This is a genomic window from uncultured Jatrophihabitans sp. (genome assembly GCF_964246335.1).
GTDB lineage: Bacteria > Actinomycetota > Actinomycetes > Mycobacteriales > Jatrophihabitantaceae > Jatrophihabitans.
Genome location: NZ_CAXTQF010000010.1, coordinates 25,750 through 47,720, shown reverse-complemented (window position 1 = coordinate 47,720; position 21,971 = coordinate 25,750). Strand labels below are relative to the sequence as shown.

The 21,971-nt window shown below is 70.3% G+C and carries 19 protein-coding genes; 11 read left to right on the top strand and 8 right to left on the bottom strand.

Features of this window, described 5'->3' with window-relative positions:
* Positions 1-13: 13 nt before the first annotated feature.
* Positions 14-202, top strand: a complete 189-nt coding sequence (locus ACFFCN_RS04995) for a hypothetical protein (RefSeq protein WP_375490031.1) — start codon at positions 14-16, stop codon at positions 200-202.
* A gap of 22 nt (positions 203-224) precedes the next feature.
* Entirely contained in the window at positions 225-1,325 is a 1,101-nt protein-coding gene (locus ACFFCN_RS04990; protein WP_375490030.1) for a PDZ domain-containing protein, read from the top strand.
* Between the two features lie 14 nt (positions 1,326-1,339).
* Here ACFFCN_RS04990 and ACFFCN_RS04985 read toward each other — a convergent pair whose 3' ends face one another.
* The gene (locus ACFFCN_RS04985; RefSeq protein WP_375490029.1) at positions 1,340-1,846 is read right to left on the bottom strand and encodes a PPA1309 family protein; all 507 of its coding nucleotides are present in this window, start codon (positions 1,844-1,846) and stop codon (positions 1,340-1,342) included.
* Between the two features lie 94 nt (positions 1,847-1,940).
* On the opposite strand from ACFFCN_RS04985, the gene ACFFCN_RS04980 reads away from it, so the two are divergent.
* From ACFFCN_RS04980 to ACFFCN_RS04965, 4 genes are all read left to right on the top strand, one after another.
* On the top strand, positions 1,941-4,901 hold the full coding sequence (locus ACFFCN_RS04980; RefSeq protein ID WP_375490053.1) for a UPF0182 family protein: 2,961 nt from the start codon (positions 1,941-1,943) through the stop codon (positions 4,899-4,901).
* A gap of 6 nt (positions 4,902-4,907) precedes the next feature.
* On the top strand, positions 4,908-5,177 hold the full coding sequence (locus ACFFCN_RS04975) for an HIT family protein (RefSeq protein ID WP_375490028.1): 270 nt from the start codon (positions 4,908-4,910) through the stop codon (positions 5,175-5,177).
* Positions 5,178-5,213: 36 nt separating this feature from the next.
* Positions 5,214-6,614, top strand: a complete 1,401-nt coding sequence (locus tag ACFFCN_RS04970; RefSeq protein WP_375490027.1) for a cytochrome P450 — start codon at positions 5,214-5,216, stop codon at positions 6,612-6,614.
* Positions 6,615-6,822: 208 nt separating this feature from the next.
* Positions 6,823-8,658 carry a phosphoenolpyruvate carboxykinase (GTP) gene (locus ACFFCN_RS04965; protein ID WP_375490026.1) on the top strand — a complete coding sequence of 612 codons (1,836 nt, stop codon included), beginning with the start codon at positions 6,823-6,825 and terminating at the stop codon, positions 8,656-8,658.
* An 82-nt stretch (positions 8,659-8,740) separates the two neighbouring features.
* Here ACFFCN_RS04965 and ACFFCN_RS04960 read toward each other — a convergent pair whose 3' ends face one another.
* The gene (locus tag ACFFCN_RS04960; RefSeq protein ID WP_375490025.1) at positions 8,741-9,583 is read right to left on the bottom strand and encodes an alpha/beta fold hydrolase; all 843 of its coding nucleotides are present in this window, start codon (positions 9,581-9,583) and stop codon (positions 8,741-8,743) included.
* A gap of 71 nt (positions 9,584-9,654) precedes the next feature.
* Between ACFFCN_RS04960 and ACFFCN_RS04955 the strand changes: the two genes are divergently transcribed.
* The gene (locus ACFFCN_RS04955) at positions 9,655-11,022 is read left to right on the top strand and encodes an NAD(P)/FAD-dependent oxidoreductase (RefSeq protein WP_375490024.1); all 1,368 of its coding nucleotides are present in this window, start codon (positions 9,655-9,657) and stop codon (positions 11,020-11,022) included.
* 10 nt (positions 11,023-11,032) lie between these two features.
* Here the strand turns inward: ACFFCN_RS04955 and ACFFCN_RS04950 are convergent, their stop codons facing one another.
* Together ACFFCN_RS04950 and ACFFCN_RS04945 are read right to left on the bottom strand one after the other, a co-directional pair.
* The gene (locus ACFFCN_RS04950) at positions 11,033-11,470 is read right to left on the bottom strand and encodes a TIGR03618 family F420-dependent PPOX class oxidoreductase (RefSeq protein WP_375490023.1); all 438 of its coding nucleotides are present in this window, start codon (positions 11,468-11,470) and stop codon (positions 11,033-11,035) included.
* 9 nt (positions 11,471-11,479) lie between these two features.
* On the bottom strand, positions 11,480-12,157 hold the full coding sequence (locus ACFFCN_RS04945) for a phosphoribosyltransferase (protein ID WP_375490022.1): 678 nt from the start codon (positions 12,155-12,157) through the stop codon (positions 11,480-11,482).
* A gap of 109 nt (positions 12,158-12,266) precedes the next feature.
* On the opposite strand from ACFFCN_RS04945, the gene ACFFCN_RS04940 reads away from it, so the two are divergent.
* Positions 12,267-12,902 (top strand): YitT family protein, encoded by a 636-nt coding sequence (locus ACFFCN_RS04940; RefSeq protein ID WP_375490021.1) that lies wholly within the window; start codon positions 12,267-12,269, stop codon positions 12,900-12,902.
* A 139-nt stretch (positions 12,903-13,041) separates the two neighbouring features.
* A complete protein-coding gene (gene larC, locus ACFFCN_RS04935) occupies positions 13,042-14,253 on the top strand; it encodes a nickel pincer cofactor biosynthesis protein LarC (protein ID WP_375490020.1) in 1,212 nt (403 codons plus the stop codon).
* A 5-nt stretch (positions 14,254-14,258) separates the two neighbouring features.
* On the opposite strand, the gene larB is transcribed toward larC, so the two are convergent.
* From larB to ACFFCN_RS04920, 3 genes are read right to left on the bottom strand one after another with little or no spacing between them, the layout of a single operon-like run.
* The gene (gene larB / locus ACFFCN_RS04930) at positions 14,259-14,945 is read right to left on the bottom strand and encodes a nickel pincer cofactor biosynthesis protein LarB (protein WP_375490019.1); all 687 of its coding nucleotides are present in this window, start codon (positions 14,943-14,945) and stop codon (positions 14,259-14,261) included.
* Positions 14,935-15,783 (bottom strand): ATP-dependent sacrificial sulfur transferase LarE, encoded by an 849-nt coding sequence (larE, locus tag ACFFCN_RS04925; protein ID WP_375490018.1) that lies wholly within the window; start codon positions 15,781-15,783, stop codon positions 14,935-14,937. Before larE ends, larB begins: the two co-directional genes overlap by 11 nt.
* Positions 15,780-17,072, bottom strand: coding sequence for a lactate racemase domain-containing protein (locus ACFFCN_RS04920; protein ID WP_375490017.1), 1,293 nt, complete (start codon positions 17,070-17,072; stop codon positions 15,780-15,782). The genes larE and ACFFCN_RS04920 overlap by 4 nt, the downstream gene beginning before the upstream one ends.
* A gap of 90 nt (positions 17,073-17,162) precedes the next feature.
* On the opposite strand from ACFFCN_RS04920, the gene uxaC reads away from it, so the two are divergent.
* Both uxaC and ACFFCN_RS04910 read left to right on the top strand, forming a co-directional pair.
* Positions 17,163-18,578: a glucuronate isomerase gene (gene uxaC, locus ACFFCN_RS04915; RefSeq protein ID WP_375490016.1), complete on the top strand. Its 1,416-nt coding sequence runs from the start codon at positions 17,163-17,165 to the stop codon at positions 18,576-18,578.
* Positions 18,575-19,942 carry a mannitol dehydrogenase family protein gene (locus ACFFCN_RS04910; protein ID WP_375490015.1) on the top strand — a complete coding sequence of 456 codons (1,368 nt, stop codon included), beginning with the start codon at positions 18,575-18,577 and terminating at the stop codon, positions 19,940-19,942. The genes uxaC and ACFFCN_RS04910 overlap by 4 nt, the downstream gene beginning before the upstream one ends.
* Here the strand turns inward: ACFFCN_RS04910 and ACFFCN_RS04905 are convergent.
* On the bottom strand, positions 19,927-21,825 hold the full coding sequence (locus ACFFCN_RS04905; RefSeq protein WP_375490014.1) for an adenylyl cyclase: 1,899 nt from the start codon (positions 21,823-21,825) through the stop codon (positions 19,927-19,929). The genes ACFFCN_RS04910 and ACFFCN_RS04905 overlap by 16 nt on opposite strands.
* Positions 21,826-21,971: the final 146 nt, after the last annotated feature.

The following is a 21,971-nucleotide window of genomic DNA, read 5'->3' as shown; positions in this document are numbered from 1 at the left end:
TACTGTCGCCGACGTGAGCTGGGTCGTGTGGTTGCTGATCCCGGTTGCGCTCACCGTGCTGGCGGCGCTGGTGTCCTGGCTGCGTGCTCGACCCAAGCGCATCCCGACGACCGGCGAGGCCGTGCGCGCCCACGGTGACTACCTCGACGCGCTCGCCCAAACGGCGCGCTCGCGCGATCGCGGTCCCTACAGCTCGTCATAGTTGCGGCGGATACGCTGCGCCGGTGCCCCGCCGTTCGTTCCCTGCGATCGACGCCGTCCCGGGCGGGGCGGCACTCGGGTCGATGAGTCGCCGGGTGCGCACGCTGATCGTCGCAGGCGTGGCGTTCATCGTCCTGTTCGTCCTCGCCCTCACGATGCCCGTGCCATACGTGATCCTGTCGCCGGGCCCGACGTACAACACGCTCGGCAGCTACAACACCGGTAAGGCGACGCAGGAGATCATCGGCATCGACGGCCGCACACCGGCCAAGCGCAGCGGGCACCTCAACCTGACCACAGTCAGCGTCAGCAACGACTCGATCAGCGCGTTCCAGGCGTTCACCGGCTGGCTCGCACACGATCAGGTGGTCGTGCCGCGCTCGTCGGTCTATCCCCCCGGGCAGAGCGAGCAGCAGACGGACAAGCAGAACACCGCCGACTTCACGGCCTCGCAGGACAACGCGATTGCCGCGGCGTCGTGCGAGCTCGGCTATCCGCGCAGGTTCGGGATCACCGGCGTGCTCGCCAACGGCGCGGGCCGCGCCGTGCTCAAGCCCGCGGACGTGCTCGAGTCCGTGGCCGGCAGACCAACGGCGAGCGAGAACGCGTTGCGCGCCGTGCTGTCGGTCGAAGCACCGGGCACGACCGTGCCGATCCGGCTCGAACGCGCCGGGAAGCAGGTGGACACCAGCCTCAAGCTCGGCCCGTCGCTGCAGGGCCGCAAGGGCGGGTCGCTCGGCATCACGCCGGGCACCGTGTGCGCGGCGCCGTTCGCCGTGGACCTCGGACTCGGCAACGAGATCGGCGGTCCGTCGGCCGGATTGATGTTCGCACTCGGGATCATGGACAAGGTCGGTTCGCGCGACCTCACCCAAGGCCGGTTCATCGCCGGCACCGGCACGATCGACGCCTCCGGCAAGGTAGGCCCGATCGGCGGCATCGCGCTCAAAATGATCGCGGCGCGGGCCAAGGGAGCGACGGTGTTCCTCGCTCCGGCCGGCAACTGCAACGACGTCGTCGGCGCGACCCCTGCCGGCCTGAAGATCGTGCGGGTCACGTCGCTGCACGGCGCGGTCACCGCGCTCGAACAGCTCGAGCAGGGCAAGTCGCCGGCCGGCTGCTGAACGATGCGGCGGGTTCAGTCGTCGGCGAAGGTGTCGAGCAGCGCGGCCACGAGGTTCGGCGCCAGGTCCGGCCCGGTCAGCAGATCGCCCTCGGTGTCGCCGGGTTGCGCGCGCAGACGCAGGAGGGCGCCGGTGCTGCCGTCGCGCAGCACGCCCGCGACGAGGCGCGCCTCGCGTCGTTCCGGGTGGCCGGCAGCGTCCTCGGCGCTCGCATCGGGCGCCTGCTCGTCGGCGTCCGGCGGCAGGATCACGATCTCCTGGCTGAGCACGCAGCCCGTCACCGCCTCGGGCCACGCGATGCCGGCCAGCACGGTGTCCAGTGGTTCGTCGGGTAGCTCGTCCTGCTCGACGGGCGTGAGGGTGTCCGGGTCGACGGCGTCGATGCCCAGCCGTGCCGCGGTCTGCGGGTCGTCTGCGGCGAAGCGGGCCGCCCGCACCAGCGCGAACAGGGTGGGCCGCTGGTCCCAGCCCGCAGCGCCGACATGAGCTTCGATCTCGGCGATCGTCGGTTCGAGCAACACCCGTCCATCGTGACGGATGCCCGCCGGGAACCGCGGCACCGCCCGGTACGTTGACCCAGACGTTCTGCCGTCCTGCAAGGAGTCACCTGTGACGATGCGGCCACCGATGCCGTCCTTGGTCTTCTCGCGTCGCTCGAAGATCGTGCTCGCGGTGGTCGCGATCCTCGTCGTGCTGCTGATCCTGCTGCTGAACCTGTCGAACGTCTACGTCAACTACCTCTGGTTCGGCTCGGTCGGTCACCACAACGTCTACTCGACGATGTTCTGGACGCGGTTGATCCTGTTCTTCATCTTCGGCGTGCTGATGGCGTCGATCCTGGGCGGCAATATGGCCGTCGCCTATCGCATCAAGCCACCGTTCCGGCCGATGTCCTCCGAGCAGCAGAACCTGCAGAACTACGTGCGGATGGTCGAGCCGCGGCGGCGCTGGGTGCTGGCGCTGGTCATGGTCATCTCACTGCTCGCGGCCGGCGCCTCGGCGCAGGGCAACTGGCAGGAATGGCAGCTGTGGCTGCACGGCACGTCGTTCCATCAGACCGACCCGCAGTTCCACCGCGACGTCTCGTTCTACGCCTTCGACTACCCCGTCTACCGCACCATGCTCGGCTTCGGTTTCACGGCGGTCATCTTCGCGTTGTTGCTGTCGATCGCGATCCACTACCTCACCGGGGCGATCCGGCTGCAGACGCCCGGACCGAAGGTCACGCTCGCGGCGCGCCGGCACATCACGGCGCTCGTGTTCGTCTTCATGGCCCTCAAGGCCGTCGCCTACTGGCTGGACCGTTACGGGTTCGTGCTCACCGGCCGCAGCAAGTTCACCGGCGCCTCGTACGCCGACGTGCACGCAGCCCTGCCGGCCAAGACGATCCTGTTCTGGATCACGATCGTGCTGGCGGTCGGTGTGCTGGCAAGCATGTGGCTGCGCAACGCGATCCTGCCGGGCATCGGGTTCGTCGTGCTGCTCGTGCTGAGCATCCTGATCGGCGGCATCTATCCGTCGATCGTGCAGCACCTCACGGTCAACCCGAACGCGAGCGACAAGGAAGCGCCCTACATCTCGCGCAACATCAAGGCGACGCGTCAGGGTTACGACATCGTCACTGCCAAGGGCAAGAACGGCGGCACGGTGACGTACAAGAACTACGCCGCGCTGAACAACCCGAACGTCTCGGCGGTCGACACCACGGCTCATCCCGACGACACGACCCTGAACAACATCCGGATCCTGGACCCCGGCGTCGTCGGCCCCACCTTCACCAACCTGCAGAAGGTGCTCTACCCCTACGGGTTCGCGAGCAAGCTCAACATCGACCGCTACCAGGTCGGCGGGGTCACGCACGACTACGTCGTCGGCGCACGCGAACTGGTGCCCGGCAATCTGACCGGATCGCTGGACAACTGGATCAACCAGTACACGGTCTACACGCACGGGTACGGCTTCGTCGCCGCACAGGCCGAGAGGGACATCACGACCGGCAAGACCTCCTTCGACGAGGGCGACATCCCGCCGGGCGGCCCGTTGAAGTTGACCCAACCGGAGATCTACTACGGCCAGGGCATGAACAGCTATTCGATCGTCGGTGCGCAGGGTCGTAAGCGGGAGTTCAACGGCGGTTCGAACAGCGCGAACATCACCTACGCCGGCAAGGGTGGCGTCTCGCTCAGCAGCCCGTTGACCAAGCTCGCGTTCGCGCTGAAGTACAAGGAAACCAACTTCATCCTCAACGACGCCGTCGGCGCGAAGGGCGCCAAGATCATCTTGAACCGGGATCCGAAAGCCCTGGTGCAGAAGGTCGCGCCCTTCCTCACCGTGGACGGGGCGCCGTACCCGTTCGTCAACCAGCAGACCGGCCACATGATGTGGATGGTCGACGGGTACACGACCATGGCCAACCTGCCGTACTCCGAGCGTCAATCGCTGTCGGCCGTCACCGGCACGTCGCTGCGCAAGGACCAGCGCGACACGCAGATCAACTACATCCGCAACTCGGTGAAGGCGACCGTCGACGCCTACGACGGCACGGTGACGCTCTACGACTGGGACACCCACGATCCGATCCTGAAGTCCTGGACGAAGGTCTTCCCCGGTCTGGTCAAGCCGGTGAAGGACATGCCGACGGACGTGCGCCAGCACGTGCGCTACCCGCAGGACCTGTTCAACACCCAGCGCGCGCTGCTGGCGCAGTACCACATCAACGACCCGCGCAACTCCTACAACGGCAAGGGCAAGTGGTCCGTACCGCCGGATCCCGCGCCAGGTGCCGTCGGCGACCAGCCCTCGTACTACGTGCTCGCCAATCCACCGGGCACGACGAGTCAGAAGGCCGAGTTCCAGCTGACCTCACCGATGGTGGTCAACAACTCGCCGAACCTGGCTGCGTACATCTCGGTGGACAGCGATTACGGGGCCGACTACGGCAAGATCAGTGTCTTGCAACTGCCGGGTAAGTCGGCGATCCCCGGGCCCGGGCAGGTCGCCAACAAGTTCAAGAGCCAGGCGACGATCTCGAAGGACATCACGCTGCTCGGTACCGGGCAGTCGCGGGTCATCCACGGCAACTTGCTCACATTGCCGGTCGGCAACTCGTTCCTCTACGTCGAGCCGCTGTATGTGTCGTCGTCCTATCCGATCCTGTCGCGGGTGATCGTCTACTACGGCGCGCAGGACGCGATCGGGTACGGCCAGACCCTCGACCAGGCGTTGGCCGACGTCGTGCAGAACCGCGATCCCGGTTCGTCCATCTCCAACGTCGGTCAGTCGCCGACGCCGACCACGACGAAGCCGGGCAGCAGTTCGAGTCCGTCGTCGTCGACCTCGCCGCCGGCTACCACGTCCGCGCCGAGTTCGGCGTCGAAGGCGCCACCGGCAACGGTCGCGCCCGGCGTCCCGACAACGACGCCGCAGGTCAACGCCCAGCTCAATCAGGCGTACGGGCAGCTCCAGGCGGCGATCAAGAGCGGTGACCAGGCCAAGATCGGTGCGGCGAACCAGCGCATCGACGGCTTGCTGGCGATTCTGGGGCGATTGCCGACACCGTCGGCCACCCCGCGCTGACGCGGTGTGTTCGGGATCGCACAACGGGTGGCGCGTGGGCTGTACCGCAGCGAAATCGCGGTGGACGGGGTCGATCTGGTGCTCAACGACGGCCGTGCGGGCGCCCAATCCGTCTTTCACGTGCACGTCCACGTGATACGGCGACGTAAGGGTGACAAGCTGACACCGGTACGCAAGCTGTTGGTGCGCCGCTCCGGCGAACTCGCGAGCGTCGCGACGACGCTGCGCACGGGTCTCGCCCAGGTGGCCGCCGACGACGAGGGACTCACGCAGTAGGCGGCGCGCACTGCGCGTTCCGCGAGGGAGGCACCGATGGCAGTCACTGATCCGGTCACGTCCGAGACGCACAGGCCGGGCGTGCCCGCTCACGGACCGGTGACCGACCGGCCGGGTGATTCCAAGGCCGCAGATCGCGCCAAGCCGCTCGTCCGGTGGGGTCTGGGACATGCGCTGCCACGCGCCGCGATGCTGGTCGCGGCGCGCAAGGGCGACGTGCAGGGCCGGCTGATCAAGGTGAGCCGCTCGGGCAGCGCCGACGTCCTGGAGCTGATCCGTGAGCTGCGCGAACTCGCGCCGATCCACCGTGGCCAGTTCGCCTACCTGACGGCTTCCCTACCCGCGGTGCGCGACGTGCTCTCCAGCAACGACTTCCGCGTCGGCTTCGACCGCGCGCAGCTCGCGGGGCCCGTCGGCCGGGTGTTCGGCTGGGCCGCGGACACCGGCGTGCTGGGCCCGCTGGAGCCGCCGTCGCTGCTGGTGACGAATCCACCGGACCACACCCGGTACCGCAAGCTCGTCACCCGCGTGTTCACCGCGCGGGCCGTCGAGGCGCTGCGCCGTCGCACCCAGCAGATCGCCGACGAATTGCTCGACGACGTCACGGCCGCGGCCGACGGCGATGTCGTCGACCTGGTCGAGCGTTACTGCACGCTGCTGCCGGTCACCGTGATCGCGGAGATCCTCGGCGTGCCGACCGACGAGCGCGAGCGCGTACTTGCGTTCGGCGGCGCGGCGGCGCCAAGTCTCGATCTCGGCCTGACGTGGAAGCAGTTCCGCAGTACCGAGGCCGCGCTGGCCGGCTTCGACACCTGGCTCGGCGAACACCTCGGCCGGTTGCGCGCCGAGCCGGGGGACGACCTGCTCAGCCAGCTCGTCACCGCCGAGGACGACGGCGTCCATCTGGACGAGCGCGAGCTGAAGGCCACAGCGGGTCTGGTGCTTGCCGCGGGCTTCGAGACGACGGTCAACCTGCTCGGCAACGGCGTCGCGCTGCTGTGCGAGCACCGCGATCAGCTCGAGGCATTGCGGGCCGAGCCGGACCTCTGGCCGAACGCCGTCGACGAGATCCTGCGCTACGACCCGCCGGTGCTGCTCACCGGCCGCACCGCCCTGAGCGACACCGAGGTCGCCGGCACCGCGATCCCGCGCGGCGCGCTCGTGACGACGCTGTTGGCCGGCGCGAACCGCGACCCGGCGGTGTTCGCCGACCCGGACATCTTCGATGTGCGCCGAGCGAATGCGAAAGACCACGTGTCGTTCTCCGCCGGCCGGCACTTCTGTCTGGGTGCGGCGTTGGCCCGGATGGAGGGCGACGTCGGACTGCGGACGCTGTTCGACCGATTCCCGGATCTGACGCTGGCCGCCGGTGCACGGCGACGCAGCACGCGCATCCTGCGCGGCTACGAGAACTTACCGGTCCGCCTGCACGGATAGCCGACGCACCACGGTCTAACGGCACTGACGCGGCCTCGGCCGGGTTGAGGCATCCCGCACACTATGCCGTCCGAGAGCGCTTACCGATGGTAAGAAAAGGTTCGGCCTTCTCCCGTTTTCACCGAGCATTCGGTTGCTGGCGCGCAAATCGCGGCGCAGCGCTCGCGGGTAGGACAGGCACGTGACCCGAGAGGACGCAGACAGACCCATGGCAGATGTCGTGAAGGCGCTCGACGAGGCCGGACTCAAGAACCCCCACGTGCGCGAGTACGTGCAGCACTGGGCGGAGATCACCGGAGCGGAGCGTGTCGAGGTCGTCAGTGCCGCCGATGACAGCCGGCTCATCCAGGAAGCGCTGGATGCCGGCGAACTCGAGCCGGCCGGCGAGGGTCTGTACTACTCGCGCAGCTACTCGAAGGACACCGCGCGCTCCGAGGAACGCACGATCGTCGCGACGAGCAATCCGGACGATCAGGGCGTCTACAACAACTGGCGGCCGTCGTCGGAGATGAAGCCGCTGCTCACCGAGCGCATGCGCGGCGCGTCCGAGGGCAAGACCATGTACGTGGTGCCGTATCTGATGGCGCCGGCCGGCTCCCCGCTGGAGGCCTACGCCGCGGGTGTCGAGCTCACCGACACGCGCACCGTGGTCCTGCACATGATCCGGATGGCGCGTGTGGGGGTCGCTCACATCGACAACCTCACCGACCCGAACAGCTTCGTGCGGGCGGTGCACGTCACGGGTGACCTCGAGAACCTCGGACAGGGCACCGACGACGACGAGCGCTACTTCGTGACCGTCGCCGACGAGCGCACGATCCTGCACTACGGCTCGTCCTACGGCGGCAACGCGCTGCTCGGCAAGATCGCGCACGGGTTGCGGCAGGCCGCCTACGACGGCTGGGCGTCGGGCAAGTTCTTGTCCGAGCAGTTCATGCTGATCGGCATCGAGGACAAGCAGACCGGCAAGACGTACCACATCGCCGGCGGCTTCCCGTCCGCGTCCGGCAAGACAAATCTGGCGATGATGCAGGCGCCGGGCAAGCTCGGCGACCGGTACAAGGTCACCTTCTACGGCGACGACATCGCCTGGCTGTGGGTCGATCCGAACGACGGCAAGCTCTACGGCCTGAACCCGGAGTACGGCGTGTTCGGCGTCGCGAAGGACACCAACGAGAAGACCAACCCCACTGCGCTGCGCTCGATCGACCCGGGGACGAAGGCGATCTTCACCAACGTCGCGTGGAACGAGAACACGCACGAGGTCTGGTGGGAGGGCAAGACGCCCGAGCCGCCGGCCGATGTCGACGGCTGGCGCGACTGGAAGGGCAACCTCATCGCCGAGCGTGGGGCCGACGACGCGGGCGAGCCGTGGGCGCACCCGAACAGCCGGTTCACCACGACGCTCGCGAACGTGCCGAACATCGCGCCAGACTACGAGTCACCGATCGGTGTGCCGATCGACGGCATCATCTTCGGTGGCCGCACCCGGGACCGCGAGCCGCTCATCCGCGCGATCCACGACCTCGCCGAGGGTGTCTACGACGGCCTGACGCTCGGTGCCGAGGCCACCTTCGCCGCGGAGGGCGTCGAGGGCACGCTGCGCTACGACCCGATGTCGATGCGGCCGTTCATGTCGTATCCCGAGGGCCCGTACGCGGCGCACTGGCTCGAGATCGTCGGTGCGGCGAAGGACCAGCCGATCTTCGCGCACGTGAACTGGTTCCAGCGCGACCCGGACGACGGCCACTACCTCTGGCCGGGTTATCAGGAGAACATCCGCCCGCTGCTGTGGCTGATGCAGCTCAAGAACGGCGAGGTGACCGGCCGGGAGACCGCAGTCGGCATCATCCCGAACGAGGACGAGCTCGACCTCGACGGCGTGGACATCTCGAAGGAGGATCTCGACAAGATCCTGTCGATCGATGTCGAACGCTGGCAGCAGGAGATGGCGCATCGCAAGGAGCACCTGGACGCGTTCACGAACCTGCCGGACGAGATCTGGGCCGCGCACGACCGCGTCGCCAACGCCCTGGACAAGTAACCACTTCCCAACTCCCGCTGATCAACAGTAGGAAATGAGCCTCCTGGGGCTCATTTCCTACTGTTGATCACGGGAGTTGGTGTCAGGTCGTGGGTTCGCGGTCGCGCACTCGCTGCACGATCGCCGCGGCGACCTCGTCGGGGGCCTCGTCGGCCAGCCAGTGGCTGTAGCCCTGCAGCACCTCGAAGCGGTACGGCGCGGTGACGAACCGTTGCGTCGCCTCGGCGCCGGCGCGGCCGAGCGCGACGTCGCCGTCGCTCCAGATGTAGGTCGTCGGCACCGTCGTGCGGTGCGCGTAACCCTTCTCCCGCGAAGAGATCGGCAAGGCCCGGTACCAGTTCAGCGCGGCGGTCAGGCCGTCCTTGCCGAGCGGCTCGAGGTAGCCGGCCACCTGCTCCGGCGTCAGGCCCGTCCCGCCGAGCAGTGCCCGGACGCGGCGCGACGGCAGGACCGCCTCGGGTAACCGCGGGATCTGGAACAGCCCGACGTACCACGACTTGAGGATCTGCCCACGCGCCATCGCCCAGCCCATCGCCTTCGGGTGCGGGACGCTGATCGCGGTCAGCGTGTGCAGCCGCTGCGGGTACCGCGACGCGAAGGCCCAGGCGACGACCGCGCCCCAGTCGTGTCCGACGAGGTGTACGCGCTGGGCGCCCACGGCGTCGAGCAACGCCACTACGTCCTCGACCAGCTCGGACTGGACGTAGGCGCGCCGGCCCTGCGGACGGGCGCCGGGGGAGTAGCCACGCTGATCCGGCGCGAGCGTGCGCAGGCCCGCGTGGTTCAGTCGCGCGGCGACCTGGGTCCACTCATGCCGGTTCTGCGGGAACCCGTGCAGCAGGACGACGATGCTGTCGTCGGCCACGTCGGCCGGCCCGGAGTCGGTGACGTCGAAGCGCAGGTTGCCGCGGGTGTAGGAGTCCATCCGCCGAGTCTGCCCCCGCGCGCGTGGTCGCACAGTGTCGGTCGTCTCACCTGCCTGGCATTGTGTGCCGCATGGACGTCGCCGCGACGCTGACCAGCGCCAAGCCGATGCCGTACTGGCTCGACTCATCGGACCGACCCCACGCGCGGCCTGCCCTGACCGGACGCGCGCATTGCGATCTTGCCGTCGTCGGCGGTGGCTTCTCCGGACTGTGGACCGCGTTGCTCGCCAAGCAGCAGGATCCCGACCGGGAGGTCGTGCTCGTCGAGGCCGACCGGTTGGCGTGGGCGGCGACCGGACGCAACGGCGGGTTCTGCGCGGCGAGCCTGACCCACGGGGAGGCCAACGGCGCGGCGCGGTTCCCGGCCGAGCTCGCGCTGCTCGACGAGCTCGGGCGGCGCAACCTCGACGAGATCGAGCAGACCGTCAAGCATTACGCCATCGACTGCGCCTTCGAACGCGCCGGTGAGCTCGACGTCGCCACCGAGCCCTACCAGGTCGACGAGCTGCGCGGCGGCTCCGGCCGGTTCCTGGACGCCGACGCGGTGCGCGCCGAAGTGAACTCGCCGACTTATCTCGCCGGGCTCTGGAACCCGGACACCACCGCGTTGATCGACCCGGCGCGGCTCGCCTGGGGGTTGGCCGACGCCGCCGAGCAGCTGGGCGTGCGCATCGTCGAGGGCACCCCGGTTCGTGACGTCGAACGCTCCGGCGCGGAGCTGGTGCTGCGTACCGACGCCGGGGGGCTGACCGCCCGACGCGTCGCGATGGCCACCAGCGCCTTCCCGGCGCTGTTGCGCCGGGTGCGGCTGTACACCGTGCCGGTCTATGACTACGTGCTCGTCACCGAACCGCTCACCGATGCGCAGCTGGCCGACATCGGCTGGCACAACCGGCAGGGCATCGGCGATGTCGCGAATCAGTTCCACTACTACCGGCTGACGAGCGACAATCGCATCCTGTGGGGCGGCTACGACGCCGTCTACCACTTCGGCCGCCGGATGCGTCCCAGTTACGACCAGCGGTCGGCGACCTTCGAGCTGCTCGCCCGGCAGTTCTTCGACACCTTCCCGCAACTGCGCGGGCTGCGCTTCAGTCACCGCTGGGGCGGCGCCATAGACACCTGCACGCGCTTCTGCCCGTTCTTCGGCACCGGCTACGGCGGCCGGTTGGCGTACGCGCTCGGTTACACCGGCCTCGGTGTCGGCGCATCGCGCTTCGGCGCCAACGTGATGCTCGACCTCCTCGACGACCGCCCGTCCGAACGACGTGACCTAGAGCTGGTGCGCAGCAAGCCGCTGCCGTTCCCGCCCGAGCCGCTCGCCTACGCCGGGGTGCAGGCAACCCGCCTCGCGCTGGCCGCGGCCGACCGCAACGAAGGCCGGCGCAACCTGTGGCTGCGCACCCTCGACCGCGTCGGCCTCGGCTTCGACTCGTGAGCGGCGCAGCTCAGTTGCCGTAGACGCGCGACGGCGCGACCAGCACCACCGAACGCCGCTCGCGGGCCATCGTGCGGTCGTAGTCGTCCCAGTCGTCGTGCTCGCCGCCGGCTGCGGCGAATACCTCACGCAGCAGCAGCCGCAGCCGCTCGGCATCGATGTCCACATGCGGGTCGTACGGCCCGATGATGGTCGCGCGGCCCTCGACGGTCGCCCAGTGCCACCCGTCGCGCACGGTCAGCGCGAGCAGCCCGTTGACGCGCAGGTTCGCCAGCTTCACCTTGCCGTAGGTCACGAAGCCCACGACCGGGGTGTCGTCCAGCACGCCGTCGAGCACGCCGGTGTTGACGACGGACGCCTGCAGCGAACTGTCCGGACGCTGCGTGGACACCACCGTCAACCCGGACGCGGCCCGGGCGAGCTCGGCGAACGACTGCAACGACGTCATCCCGCCAACCTAGGGCCTGCCGCGTGACAGGAGCCGCAGCACCTGATCGTCGGTGGTCTGGGTGAAGTCGACATAACCCTGGCCTACCGCGACGAACCGGTCCGGCAACCACGGGCACACGACGTCGTCGACCTCGGCACACAGGTCCGCGTAGACCCGCGGTGACGCGATGGGCGCGGCGACCACGACACGGCTCGGCTGCTGATTGCGCAGACACGCGATCGCGGCGCGCAATGTGGAGCCGGTCGCGATGCCGTCGTCCACCACGAGCACCGTGCGACCGGCCACGCCGACCGGCCGGCGCGATGCCAGCACCTGCGCGCGTCGGCGCAGTTCGGTGAGGGCGTCGTCGCGAGCCTGCGCGAACTGCTCGTCGGTGGGCCGCACCCGGTCCACGACGCGGCCGTCGGTGACCACCTCGACCGCATCGCCGACGACGGCGACCGCGCCCATCGCGAGTTCGCGCTGCACCGGCGCGGCGATCTTGCGCACCACGAGCACGTCGAGCGGCGCACGCAGCGCCGTCGCGACGCGTGCCGCCACCGGCACCCCGCCGCGCGGCAGGCCGAGCACCACGACGTCGTCACGTCCGGCGTAATCGGTGAGGGCGGCGGCCAGCGCGTCGCCGGCCGCATGCCGGTCCGCATAGGGCTCACGGGGCCTCTGCGAGGCCGTCGACGCGCTCACCGGTCCACCCCAGCACGCACGCCGGTCGGGCACAATGCCGGTTCATCCGATCTCACCAGCGCAAGAAATCCTGACGACGCGACGCCGGTGCACGTGGCAGGGTCTGCGCATGCGTTACGTCGCCGCCGTCCCTGCGGACCGGCGCGCACAACGCACGGCGCGGTTGCTGTCCGGGCTGCTGCTCTACGGCGTCAGCGACGCGCTGCTCATCCAGGCCGGCCTCGGTGTCGACCCGTGGGACGTGCTGCACCAGGGCCTCGCCCGCACCCTGGGCCTGCAGGTCGGCACGTGGTCCATCATCGTGGGCGCCGTGGTGCTCATGCTGTGGGTGCCGCTGCGCCAACGGCCCGGTATCGGCACGCTGGCCAACGTCGTGCTGGTCGGGTTGGCCATCGACGTCACGGTCTGGTGCGTGCCGGCGCCGCACCGGCTGGTGGTCCAGATTGCCGTCATGCTCGCGGGGGTGGTGCTCAACGGGCTGGCGACCGGCCTGTACATCGGCGCCGGGATGGGCCCGGGCCCACGCGACGGGCTGATGACCGGCCTCGCCGCGCGCGGCCATTCGGTGCGCGTCGCGCGCACGGCGATCGAGGTCACGGTGCTCGTCGCCGGCTGGCTGCTCGGCGGTTCGGTCGGCGTCGGCACGGTCGTCTACGCGCTCGGGATCGGCCCGTTGGCGCACCTGACGCTGCCGATGTTCGCCCTGCGCGATGTCGGGTCCTCCCCGCGCGCGAGGTGCGCGTGACGGGTCGCCGGCCCGCAACGGTTAGCGTGGCACGACCGACCTGAAGGAGCTTGCAGTGCTCGCGTCCATCCTCGCCACGCTCGTGTCCGGCGGCAGCCGGCTCGGCAAGCGCCGCGCCTGACGCCCGCCGCTGCCGACCATGTCGAGCCAGCCCGATGTCGCCATGTGGATCGACGCCTCGGCGGGCGTCGCCGGCGACATGCTGCTCGGTGCTCTGCTCGACGCCGGCGCGGACCTCGAGCGTGTCCGGGCGCAGGTCGGGGCCGTCGCGCCGGGCGAGCTCACCGTCGACGTCGCGCCGACCCGACGCGCCGGACTGCGTGCCGCGAAGGCCGGCGTCACGCCGCTCGTCGAGGACTCGGACCCACGGACGTGGTCGGCCGTCCGCCAGCTGCTCGTTGCCGCCGACCTCGCGCCCGACGTCCGCGAGCGTGCGACGGCGGTGTTTGCGCGGCTCGCGCAGGTCGAGGCGGCGGTGCACGACATCGACGCGGCCGACGTCCACTTCCACGAGGTCGGTGCGCTGGACGCCATCGGCGACATCGTCGGCGTGTGTGCCGCGGTGCACGACCTGCGCGTCGGGTCGATCACCGTCTCGGCGATAGCGCTCGGATCCGGAACGGTCGAGACCGCCCACGGTTCGTTGCCACTGCCGGGACCGGCAGTGCTGGAGCTGTCCCGTGGCTGGCCGGTCATGACAGGTGGCGACGGTGAGCTCGCCACGCCCACCGGTGTCGCGCTGGTGACTACCCTCGCCGACGCCGCCGGTCCGTTGCCGGACATGACGGTGCAGTGCGTCGGCGTCGGCGCGGGGACGCGTGAGCGCGACGGCCGCGCGAACGTCGTGCGCGTCGTCCTCGGTACGCCGACGTCCACCCCGGCGGCGCTCGACGTCGAGGTCGTCATCGAGGCCAACGTGGACGATCTCGATCCCCGCGCGTGGCCCGCGGTGCTCGCCGCGCTGCTCGACGCCGGTGCGCGCGATGCGTGGCTGACGCCGATCCTGATGAAGAAGGGGCGGCCCGGGCACACCCTGCACGTGCTCGCCGCGCAGGCATCGGCTGACATGCTGCGCGATCTCGTCGTCGAGCAGACCAGTGCGATCGGCACGCGCAGCCACGACGTCGGCAAGCATGCCCTCGCCCGCACGTGGGCGAGCGTCGATGTCGGCGGCCGGCCGGTCCGGGTCAAGATCGCGCACAGTGGCGGGCGGATCGTGCAGGTCAGCGCGGAGTACGACGACGCCGCCGCGTTGGCTGCGCAACTGGGTCGGCCGGTGGCGCACGTGCTCGCCGATGCCGGCCGTGCGGCCGAGGCGGCGGGGCTTTTGCCGGGTGAGCCGGTGCCGTAGCCGTTTCAGTCGGCCGGCGGGGCGGCGATCTGCGCGGCCAGGTGCCCGGCGCCGTAGCCGTTGTCGATGTTCACCGTCGCGACACCGGGCGCGCAGGCGTTGAGCATCGTCAGCAGCGCCGCGACGCCGCCGAACGATGCGCCGTAACCGATCGAGGTGGGGACGGCGACTACGGGTGCGCCGACCAGCCCGGCGACCACCGAGGCGAGCGCGCCGTCCATGCCCGCGACGACGACGATCGCGCGGGACCGGCGCAGCAATTCGAGCTGCCGCAGTACGCGGTGCAGGCCGGCCACGCCGACGTCCACGACGAGCTCGTACCGCCGGCCGAGGTAACGCGCGGTCAGCGCCGCCTCGCGCGCGACCGGCAGGTCCGACGTCCCGGCCGCGAGGACGGTGACCAGGCCGCCGGTCGGCTCCGGCGGGTCCGGCGGCCAGGCGATCAGCCGCGCCGCCTCGTCGTGTGCCGCGTCCGGCAACACCTGCAGCACGGCCGCCGAACCCGCGTCGTCGATGCGGGTGAACAGCGTCACGCCGTGCGCGCGCTCCGCTGCGGCCGCCGCTATCGCGGCGAGCTGCGCCGGCGTCTTGCCCTGCGCGTAGACCGCCTCGGGGTAGCCGCGGCGCGCCAGCCGGTCGTGGTCGAGCCGGGCGAAGTCGCCGACCACGTCCGGGTCCGGGTCAGGCGCCACGGGTCACCAGCGGCAGCGTGAACGCGCCGGACTGGATGCCCGCGAGGTCCACCGCGACGAACCGGAAACCGGCCGCACGCACCGCCGCGTGCAGCTCGGTGCGGCACGGCTCCCCGACGGCCCGCGCGAGGTCGTCCGGCACCAACTCGACCCGCGCGACGTCGCCGTGGTGCCGGACGCGCACGTCGGCGAAGCCGAGGCGGCGCACGGCGGCTTCGGCGCGCTCGATCTGCGCCAGCTTGGCGGGTGTCACCTCGTCGTGGTGCGGGATGCGCGAGGCCAGGCACGGCGCGGCGGGCTTGTCCGCGTTCGCCAGCCCGAGCCCGTGCGCGATACGCCGCACGACGGCCTTGTCCATCCCCGCGTCGGCGAGCGGACGCAGCACGCGGTGCTCGGTAGCAGCGCGTGCGCCGGGCCGGTCCGGGCGCCGGGCGTCGTCGGCGTTCTCGCCGTAGGCCACGGCGCGCAGCCCGTGGGCACGCACCACGTCGTCGGAGATGCGGGTGAACAGCTCCTGCTTGCAGTGGTAGCAGCGGTCTGCGTCGTTACGGCGGTAGTCGGGGTTGCTGCCCTCGTCGGTCCGGATCTCGACAATCCGCACGCCGAGCGAGCGGGCGATCTCGTGGGCGCCCGCGCGTTCGTCGGCGGCCAGGCTGGGGGAGATGCCGAGGACGGCCAGCACGCCCTCGCTGCCGAGCTGCCGCACGGCGAGCGCCAGCAGCACCGAGGAGTCGACGCCGCCGGAGAACGCGACACCGAGCGGGGCGTTGCCGTCCAGGACTACTTTCACCCGCGCGACGGCGGCGCGGTCGTCGGCTGACCACTGCGGATCGCTCATTGCTCGCCGCGCAGGCGGTAGAGCACCTCGCCGGCGTCCGGCACGAAGAAGGTGTCCGGGTCGGCCGCGGCCGCGTCGAGGTCGACGGTTGCCGGGTCGAGGTAGTCGAGATTCGCGGCGCGCACGACGTGTTCGGGGATGCCGGTGGCGAGAGTGACCTTGACCCGGTCGTGCTCGCCGGTGTGCGGATCCCAGGTGCCGGCGCCGCGCAGATGTGTCGAGTGGGCCAGCGCTCCCCAGTGCAGATGGGCGAACCGATCCCACTGCTGCACGAAGTAGTCGCGGCAGTGGTAACCGATCTGTTCGATCTCCGGGTGCATCGCGGCGAGCTGGGTGATGTGCGGCGCGTAGAGGATGACCTCGCCGCCGTCCGCGACGACCGGTTCGAGCTTGTAGAAGCCCTTGGCGGCGGTCCAGATGTCGTCGTACCTGTGCGGGATCACCGACACGACGCGACGCACCGGCGCGTCGAGATAGCGGACATGCGTCTGCGCCGCGACGTCGGCGGCCGCTGCCCACGCGTCCTCCGGCGTGCCGAACGACGCGGCCAGCACCTTGCCCGTGTGCGTCTGCACAACGGTGCACAGCGCCAGCCGCTGCGCGGGGATCAGCTGCGCCGCCTGGTCGATCATCGCCCGCACCGGGGTGATGCCACGGGTGCCGATGATGTTCGCGCTGGTGATCAACGCGCCGAGCCAGTGCGAGAGATCGATGACCTCCTGGCCGGCCACGCCCGGGAAGAAGTACTTGTTACCGCCGGAGAAGCCCACCACCTCGTGCGGGAACACGGGGCCGACCACCAGGGCGATGTCGTGTTCCACCACGGCGCGATTGATCTTGACGTCGACCCCCACGTGCAGCAGGCCGCCGGACAGTTCGCCGATCCGCTGCGCCGAGATGTGGCCGAGGTCGACGAACGTGGCCGGGTCGTCCCAACGGTGATTGATCACCTGCAGGCCGGGGTAGCGGCGCGCGGGATCGTCGACGTCGTAGCCGAGCCAGCGGGCCAGGTGGTCCTCGCTCATGGGCGCGTGCGTGCCGAGGGCGACGACGGCCGTCATCGCGGCGACGCGGTCGACGAGCGCTGAGTGCACCGCGCCGAGCAGCAACGGCAGCGGGCAGCTGCGCGTGCTGTCCGGGATGACGATGCACACTGTCCTGCCGTCGAGGTCGACGTCTGCGAGCGCGTCCGCGACGAACCGGGTGACCGTCTCTTCGGCGAGCGGGTCGCCGGTGCCACCGATCGTGCGCGCGCCGGCGGTGGTCGACGTCGGCGGCACGGTGCTCATGTGCCCACCCTGCTCCGCGTCGGGAACGCGGGACAAGCCGGGCCCGGGCCCGCGATACACAACCGGTCGCAGCACGCGAATGATGGCTGTATGGCCGGCCGCGCGCTCACGCTGCATCCCGACCGACTGCTGCCCGCCGATCCAGGAGTACGCGCGGTGGGCCGCCGCATCTACGAGCACATCAGGTCGCTGCCGATCATCAGCCCACACGGTCACGTGGCCGCGCGGATCCTGGCCGAGGACGCAGCGTTCGCCGACCCGACCACGCTGCTGCTGAGCCCGGATCACTACGTCACCCGGCTGCTGCACGCGAGCGGTGTGCCGCTGGACCGCCTCGGCGTCGGCGCCGGCCCGCTGAGCGAGTCGCAGTCCCGGTCGGCCTGGCGGTTGCTGGGCGAGCACTGGCCGCTCTTCCGCGGGACACCCGTGCGCTACTGGCTGGACGGCGAGCTCGCCGACATCTTCGACGTCGAGCAGCAGCTGTCGGCCGACACTGCCGACGCGGTGTACGACCGGATCGCGGCGTGCCTGCAGCGCACCGACTTCCGGCCGCGTGCGCTGTACGAGCGCTTCGGCATCGAGGTGCTGGCGACCACCGACGACCCGTGCGACGACCTCGCCGCACACGAGCAGTTGCGCACCGACCCGACATGGGGCGGACGCGTCGTACCGACCTTCCGGCCGGACCGTTACCTCGACCCGGCCGGACCGGACTGGCCGGCCGCGATCGAACGGCTCGGCGCCGCCGCCGGGATCGACACCGGCGACTACCCGGGTTACGTCGCCGCGCTCGAGGAACGCCGCCGCTACTTCGTCGCCCACGGCGGCGTGTCGAGCGACCACAGCGCGATCGACGCGCGCACCGATCCGCTGGCACCCGAGGACGCACAGCGCGTCTATCGCGCTGCACTGCGCGGCGCGGCCAACGCCGAGGAGTGCGCGGCGTTTCGTCGGCACATGCTCGGCGAGATGGCGCGCATGGCGTGCGACGACGGACTGGTCATGACACTGCACCCCGGTGTGTATCGCAACCACCACGCACCGACGGCCCGGGCCTTCGGTGCGGACACCGGCCACGACATCCCGGTCCGCACCGAGTTCACCCGCGCGCTGCGGCCGCTGCTCGAGCGCTACGGCACACACCCCAACCTGCACCTCGTGCTGTTCACGGTGGACGAGACGGCCTTCTCCCGCGAGATCGCACCGCTGGCCGGCTTCTATCCGTCGGTGTACGCGGGTGCGCCGTGGTGGTTCCTCGATGCGCCGGACGCGATCCGCCGGTACCGCGCCGCGATCACCGAGACCACCGGGTTCAGTCGCAGCAGCGGCTTCGTCGACGACACCCGGGCGTTCTGCTCGATCCCGGCGCGCCACGACATGTCGCGCCGCATCGACGCCGGCCACCTCGCAGGCCTGGTCGGGGAGCATCGCCTCGACGAGGACGACGCAATGCAGATCGCGCACGCACTCGTCGTGCACAACCCGCGGCACGTGTTCAAGCTGTGACCGGAGCCCCGCGCAGGTCGTCGCCACGCGCGCCGGTCCGGCACGTGCATCTCGGGCTCGGCAACTTCTTCCGCGCGCACCAGGCCTGGTACACGGCGCATGCGCCGGACGCGGGGGAGTGGGGGATCGCCGCCTTCGCCGGCCGCCACCGCGCGTTGGCCGATGCGCTCGACGCGCAGGACTGCCTCTACACGGTGATCACGCGTTCACCCGACGACGACCTGATCGAGGTCGTGCCGACCCTGTCCGCGGCGCACGCGGCGACCGACTACGCCGCCTACCTCGGCTACCTGGCCGACCCGGGCGTCGCACTCGTGACGTTGACCGTGACCGAGGCCGGTTACTGCCGCGGGGCCGACGGCGGGCTGGACACCTCCGACGCCTCGGTGCGTGCCGACCTCGACGCCCTGCGTGCTGACCGTGCCGCCACCGTCGGCACCGCGCCGGCGCGCCTGGTGGCCGGGCTGCTCGCACGACGGTCGGCGGGCGTCGGTCCGATCGCGCTCGTCCCGTGCGACAACCTGCCGGGCAACGGCGCGGTCGTTGCCCGCGTGCTGCGCGACGCCGCCGCCGAGGTCGACGCGACGCTGCAGCCGTGGATCGACGAACACGTCGCGTTCGTGTCGACGGTCGTCGACCGGATCACGCCGCGTGCGAGCGACGCCGACCGCGACGCCGTCCGCGAGTGGTCGGACCGTGCACCCGTCGTCACCGAGCCGTTCCACGAATGGACGCTCAGCGGCGACTTCCCGGGCGGCCGGCCGGCATGGGAGGCCGCCGGTGCACGGTTCGTCGACGACGTCGGACCGTTCGAGCAACGCAAGCTCTGGCTGCTCAACGGTGCGCATTCGCTGCTGGCCTACGCGGGTCTGCTGCGTGGCCACCGCACCGTCGCCGAGGCGACCGCCGACCCGACGCTGCTCGGCTGGGTGCGGGAGTGGTGGCAGCTGGCCGGCGCACACCTGCCGCTCGATCCGCACGCGACCGCGCGCTACTGCGACTCGCTGGTCGAGCGGTTCACGAACACCCGGCTGCGGCACGAAATCCTGCAGATCGCTGCCGACGGCTCGCAGAAGATCCCGGTGCGCATCCTGCCGGTGCTGCACGCCGAGCGCCGCGCCGGGCGGTTGCCGGTCGCCGCCGTCCGGGTGTTGGCCGTCTACGTCGCGGCGCTGCGCAGCCTGCCCGAGCCGCCGCCGGACCCGCAGTCGGCGCGACTGGTGGCGGCTGCCCGCGCGACGCCGACCGCGATGGCAGTGCGCCACGTCCTCGGCCTGCTCGAATCCCAGCTGGCCGAGGACGCTGCGCTGTGTGACCTGGTCGCCGAGCTCACCGACGACCTCCTGCGTCAGCCGGCGGGATAGACGGCGACGTCGCTCGGGCCCTGGAACGTCGGCGTGACCGGCGCGCCCACCCCGTTGATGACGTGGTCGATCGTCCCGGCCTTGTTCAGCGAGATGGTGACGAGGTCGTGCATCGTCACCCCGCGCCGGTTCGGCACCTCGAACCCGTTCGCCGAGTGCAGCGAGGGATCGACGTTCGTGTAGATGTAGCTGCCCAGCCCGTACGCGACGTGCGTGCGCACCGAGTCCGCGACCGTGTAACCCGGGTAGCCGGGCTCGCCGTCGTGGGTCCAGGCGGCCTGGTCGGGCGCGTCGTAGGGCAGCTCGTTCTGGAAGAAGATCGTCTCGCCGCGCTGGCCGTTCCACAGCACGTTGTACTTGCGGTAGTGCTCGGCGAACAGCCCGGTGGCGGTGACGTCGTTGCCGTTCACGACGACCCCGTTGTCGGCGGTGTTGACATACCAGCCCGTGTCGTTCGGGTTCTGCGAGTGGTCGGCACGCCACGACCAGATGTCGTCGAGGATCGTGTTGTCGCTGTTGACGACAAGACCGTTCGTCACCCGCCCGACGTGTGCGCCGCCGACCCGGAAGAAGACGTCCTGCAGAGCGGTCGGGTCGGTCGACTGCGACGCACGCGGGTTGTGCCGCGCCGGTGCGGCGCCGACCTGCAGCAGTGCCGGCGACTTCTTCGCGCCGGCGTCGAAGATGACCCCGGCGACGTCGATGCCGGGCACGTCCGCGGTGGTCATGGCGGTGTTGCCGGCGTCCGGCTCGATGGTCGCGAGACCCAGGCCGAGTACCACGGTGTTCGCCCGCTTCACCTGCAGGGTCTTGTTCACGTGGTAGATGCCCGGCGTCAGCAGCAGGTTCTGACCGCGCGCCAGCGCCGAGTCGATCTGCGCGGCGGAGTCGCCGGGGCGGGCTACGTAGAAGCGGCTCAACGGCAGCGAACGACCCGACGTCTGCCCGGCCTGCCAGGTCGTGCCCACGGAGTTCGACTGCGCCGACGGGACGAAGACGCGGTAGGCGCCGTTCTTGTCGGTGTACAGATACGGCTTCTCCCGCGAGACGGGAGTGGTGGCCAGCGTCGTGTACGAGTTCGTGGTGCCATCGGCGGCTTTGGTGCCGAAGTTCGTTGCCGGTGCGCCGACGTCGCCGGAAAAGACCTGGTTCCAGACGCCGTTGCTCCAGCCGCCCATGCTGCTGTTGCGCACGTAGAACTGCTGCTGGCTGCCGTTCACCGGCGTACTGGAGCCGAAGGACGTGTCGGCGACGAAACCGCCGCTGGCGTACGACGGGCCGGTGCAGTAGTCCATGAACGTCGTGTTGCCGGTGACATCCACGCGGCGCATCGGCGCCGCCTGCGACACGGCCCAGAACTCGGTGTTGCCGTAGCAGCCGTTCGTGCTGCCGTTGCCGCCCGGGCCGGTGACCGCGATGTGCAGGTTGGACAGCGAGCGCCAGAAGTTGTCCAGCGCTGTGCCGTCGCTCTGGTTGTAGACGTCGACCGAACCGTTGATCGTCACGTCGTCCGGGTTCTGGCCGAGGCCGGCGACCTCGGTGTAGAAGCCGACCTGGAAGTTCAGCGGCTGCGCCACGCTGCCGTAGGTGCCCGGCTCGAACAGCAACGCGTAGCGCTGCACGCCGAACTGGTTCGTCACCTGCTTCGCCGCAATCGCGTCGACCTTCTGCTGGATCTGTGCGGTCGACATGCTCGGGTCGAACACGACGACGTTGCGGCCGAGGGCCGACGCGTCGGCACGGCTGGTGTGCGCGGGCGCCGAGACGGCGCTGTCGGCACCGACGATCGACACCGCCGCGGCGGTGAGGGTCGCGGCGGTGAGGGCGAGGAAGCGCCGGGCGATCGGACTGGCGGATGTGCGGGCGGTGACCGAGCTCGTCATTGAGGTCTGCCTTCGAGGAGGGTTGCGGTAGCCAGACGATAACTCTGCGTCACGACATGGCAACCGCAGGCTGTCGCGGGGCTGCCGGGCGGCGCCGGAGGGACGGCTGAGAATCCGGCGTTGCACGATGCGTGAATTCCTGGGCT

Bases quoted from the DNA above. Each gene is read 5' to 3' on its own strand.
- ACFFCN_RS04965 (WP_375490026.1), top strand. From the start codon at position 6,823: ATGGCAGATGTCGTGAAGGCGCTCGACGAGGCCGGACTCAAGAACCCC.
- ACFFCN_RS04905 (WP_375490014.1), bottom strand. From the start codon at position 21,825: ATGACGAGCTCGGTCACCGCCCGCACATCCGCCAGTCCGATCGCCCGG.
- ACFFCN_RS04950 (WP_375490023.1), bottom strand. From the start codon at position 11,470: ATGACGTCGTTGCAGTCGTTCGCCGAGCTCGCCCGGGCCGCGTCCGGG.
- ACFFCN_RS04940 (WP_375490021.1), top strand. From the start codon at position 12,267: ATGCGTTACGTCGCCGCCGTCCCTGCGGACCGGCGCGCACAACGCACG.
- ACFFCN_RS04960 (WP_375490025.1), bottom strand. From the start codon at position 9,583: ATGGACTCCTACACCCGCGGCAACCTGCGCTTCGACGTCACCGACTCC.
- larC (WP_375490020.1), top strand. From the start codon at position 13,042: ATGTCGAGCCAGCCCGATGTCGCCATGTGGATCGACGCCTCGGCGGGC.
- larE (WP_375490018.1), bottom strand. From the start codon at position 15,783: ATGAGCGATCCGCAGTGGTCAGCCGACGACCGCGCCGCCGTCGCGCGG.
- ACFFCN_RS04970 (WP_375490027.1), top strand. From the start codon at position 5,214: ATGGCAGTCACTGATCCGGTCACGTCCGAGACGCACAGGCCGGGCGTG.
- uxaC (WP_375490016.1), top strand. From the start codon at position 17,163: ATGGCCGGCCGCGCGCTCACGCTGCATCCCGACCGACTGCTGCCCGCC.
- ACFFCN_RS04955 (WP_375490024.1), top strand. From the start codon at position 9,655: ATGGACGTCGCCGCGACGCTGACCAGCGCCAAGCCGATGCCGTACTGG.
- ACFFCN_RS04980 (WP_375490053.1), top strand. From the start codon at position 1,941: ATGCGGCCACCGATGCCGTCCTTGGTCTTCTCGCGTCGCTCGAAGATC.
- ACFFCN_RS04920 (WP_375490017.1), bottom strand. From the start codon at position 17,072: ATGAGCACCGTGCCGCCGACGTCGACCACCGCCGGCGCGCGCACGATC.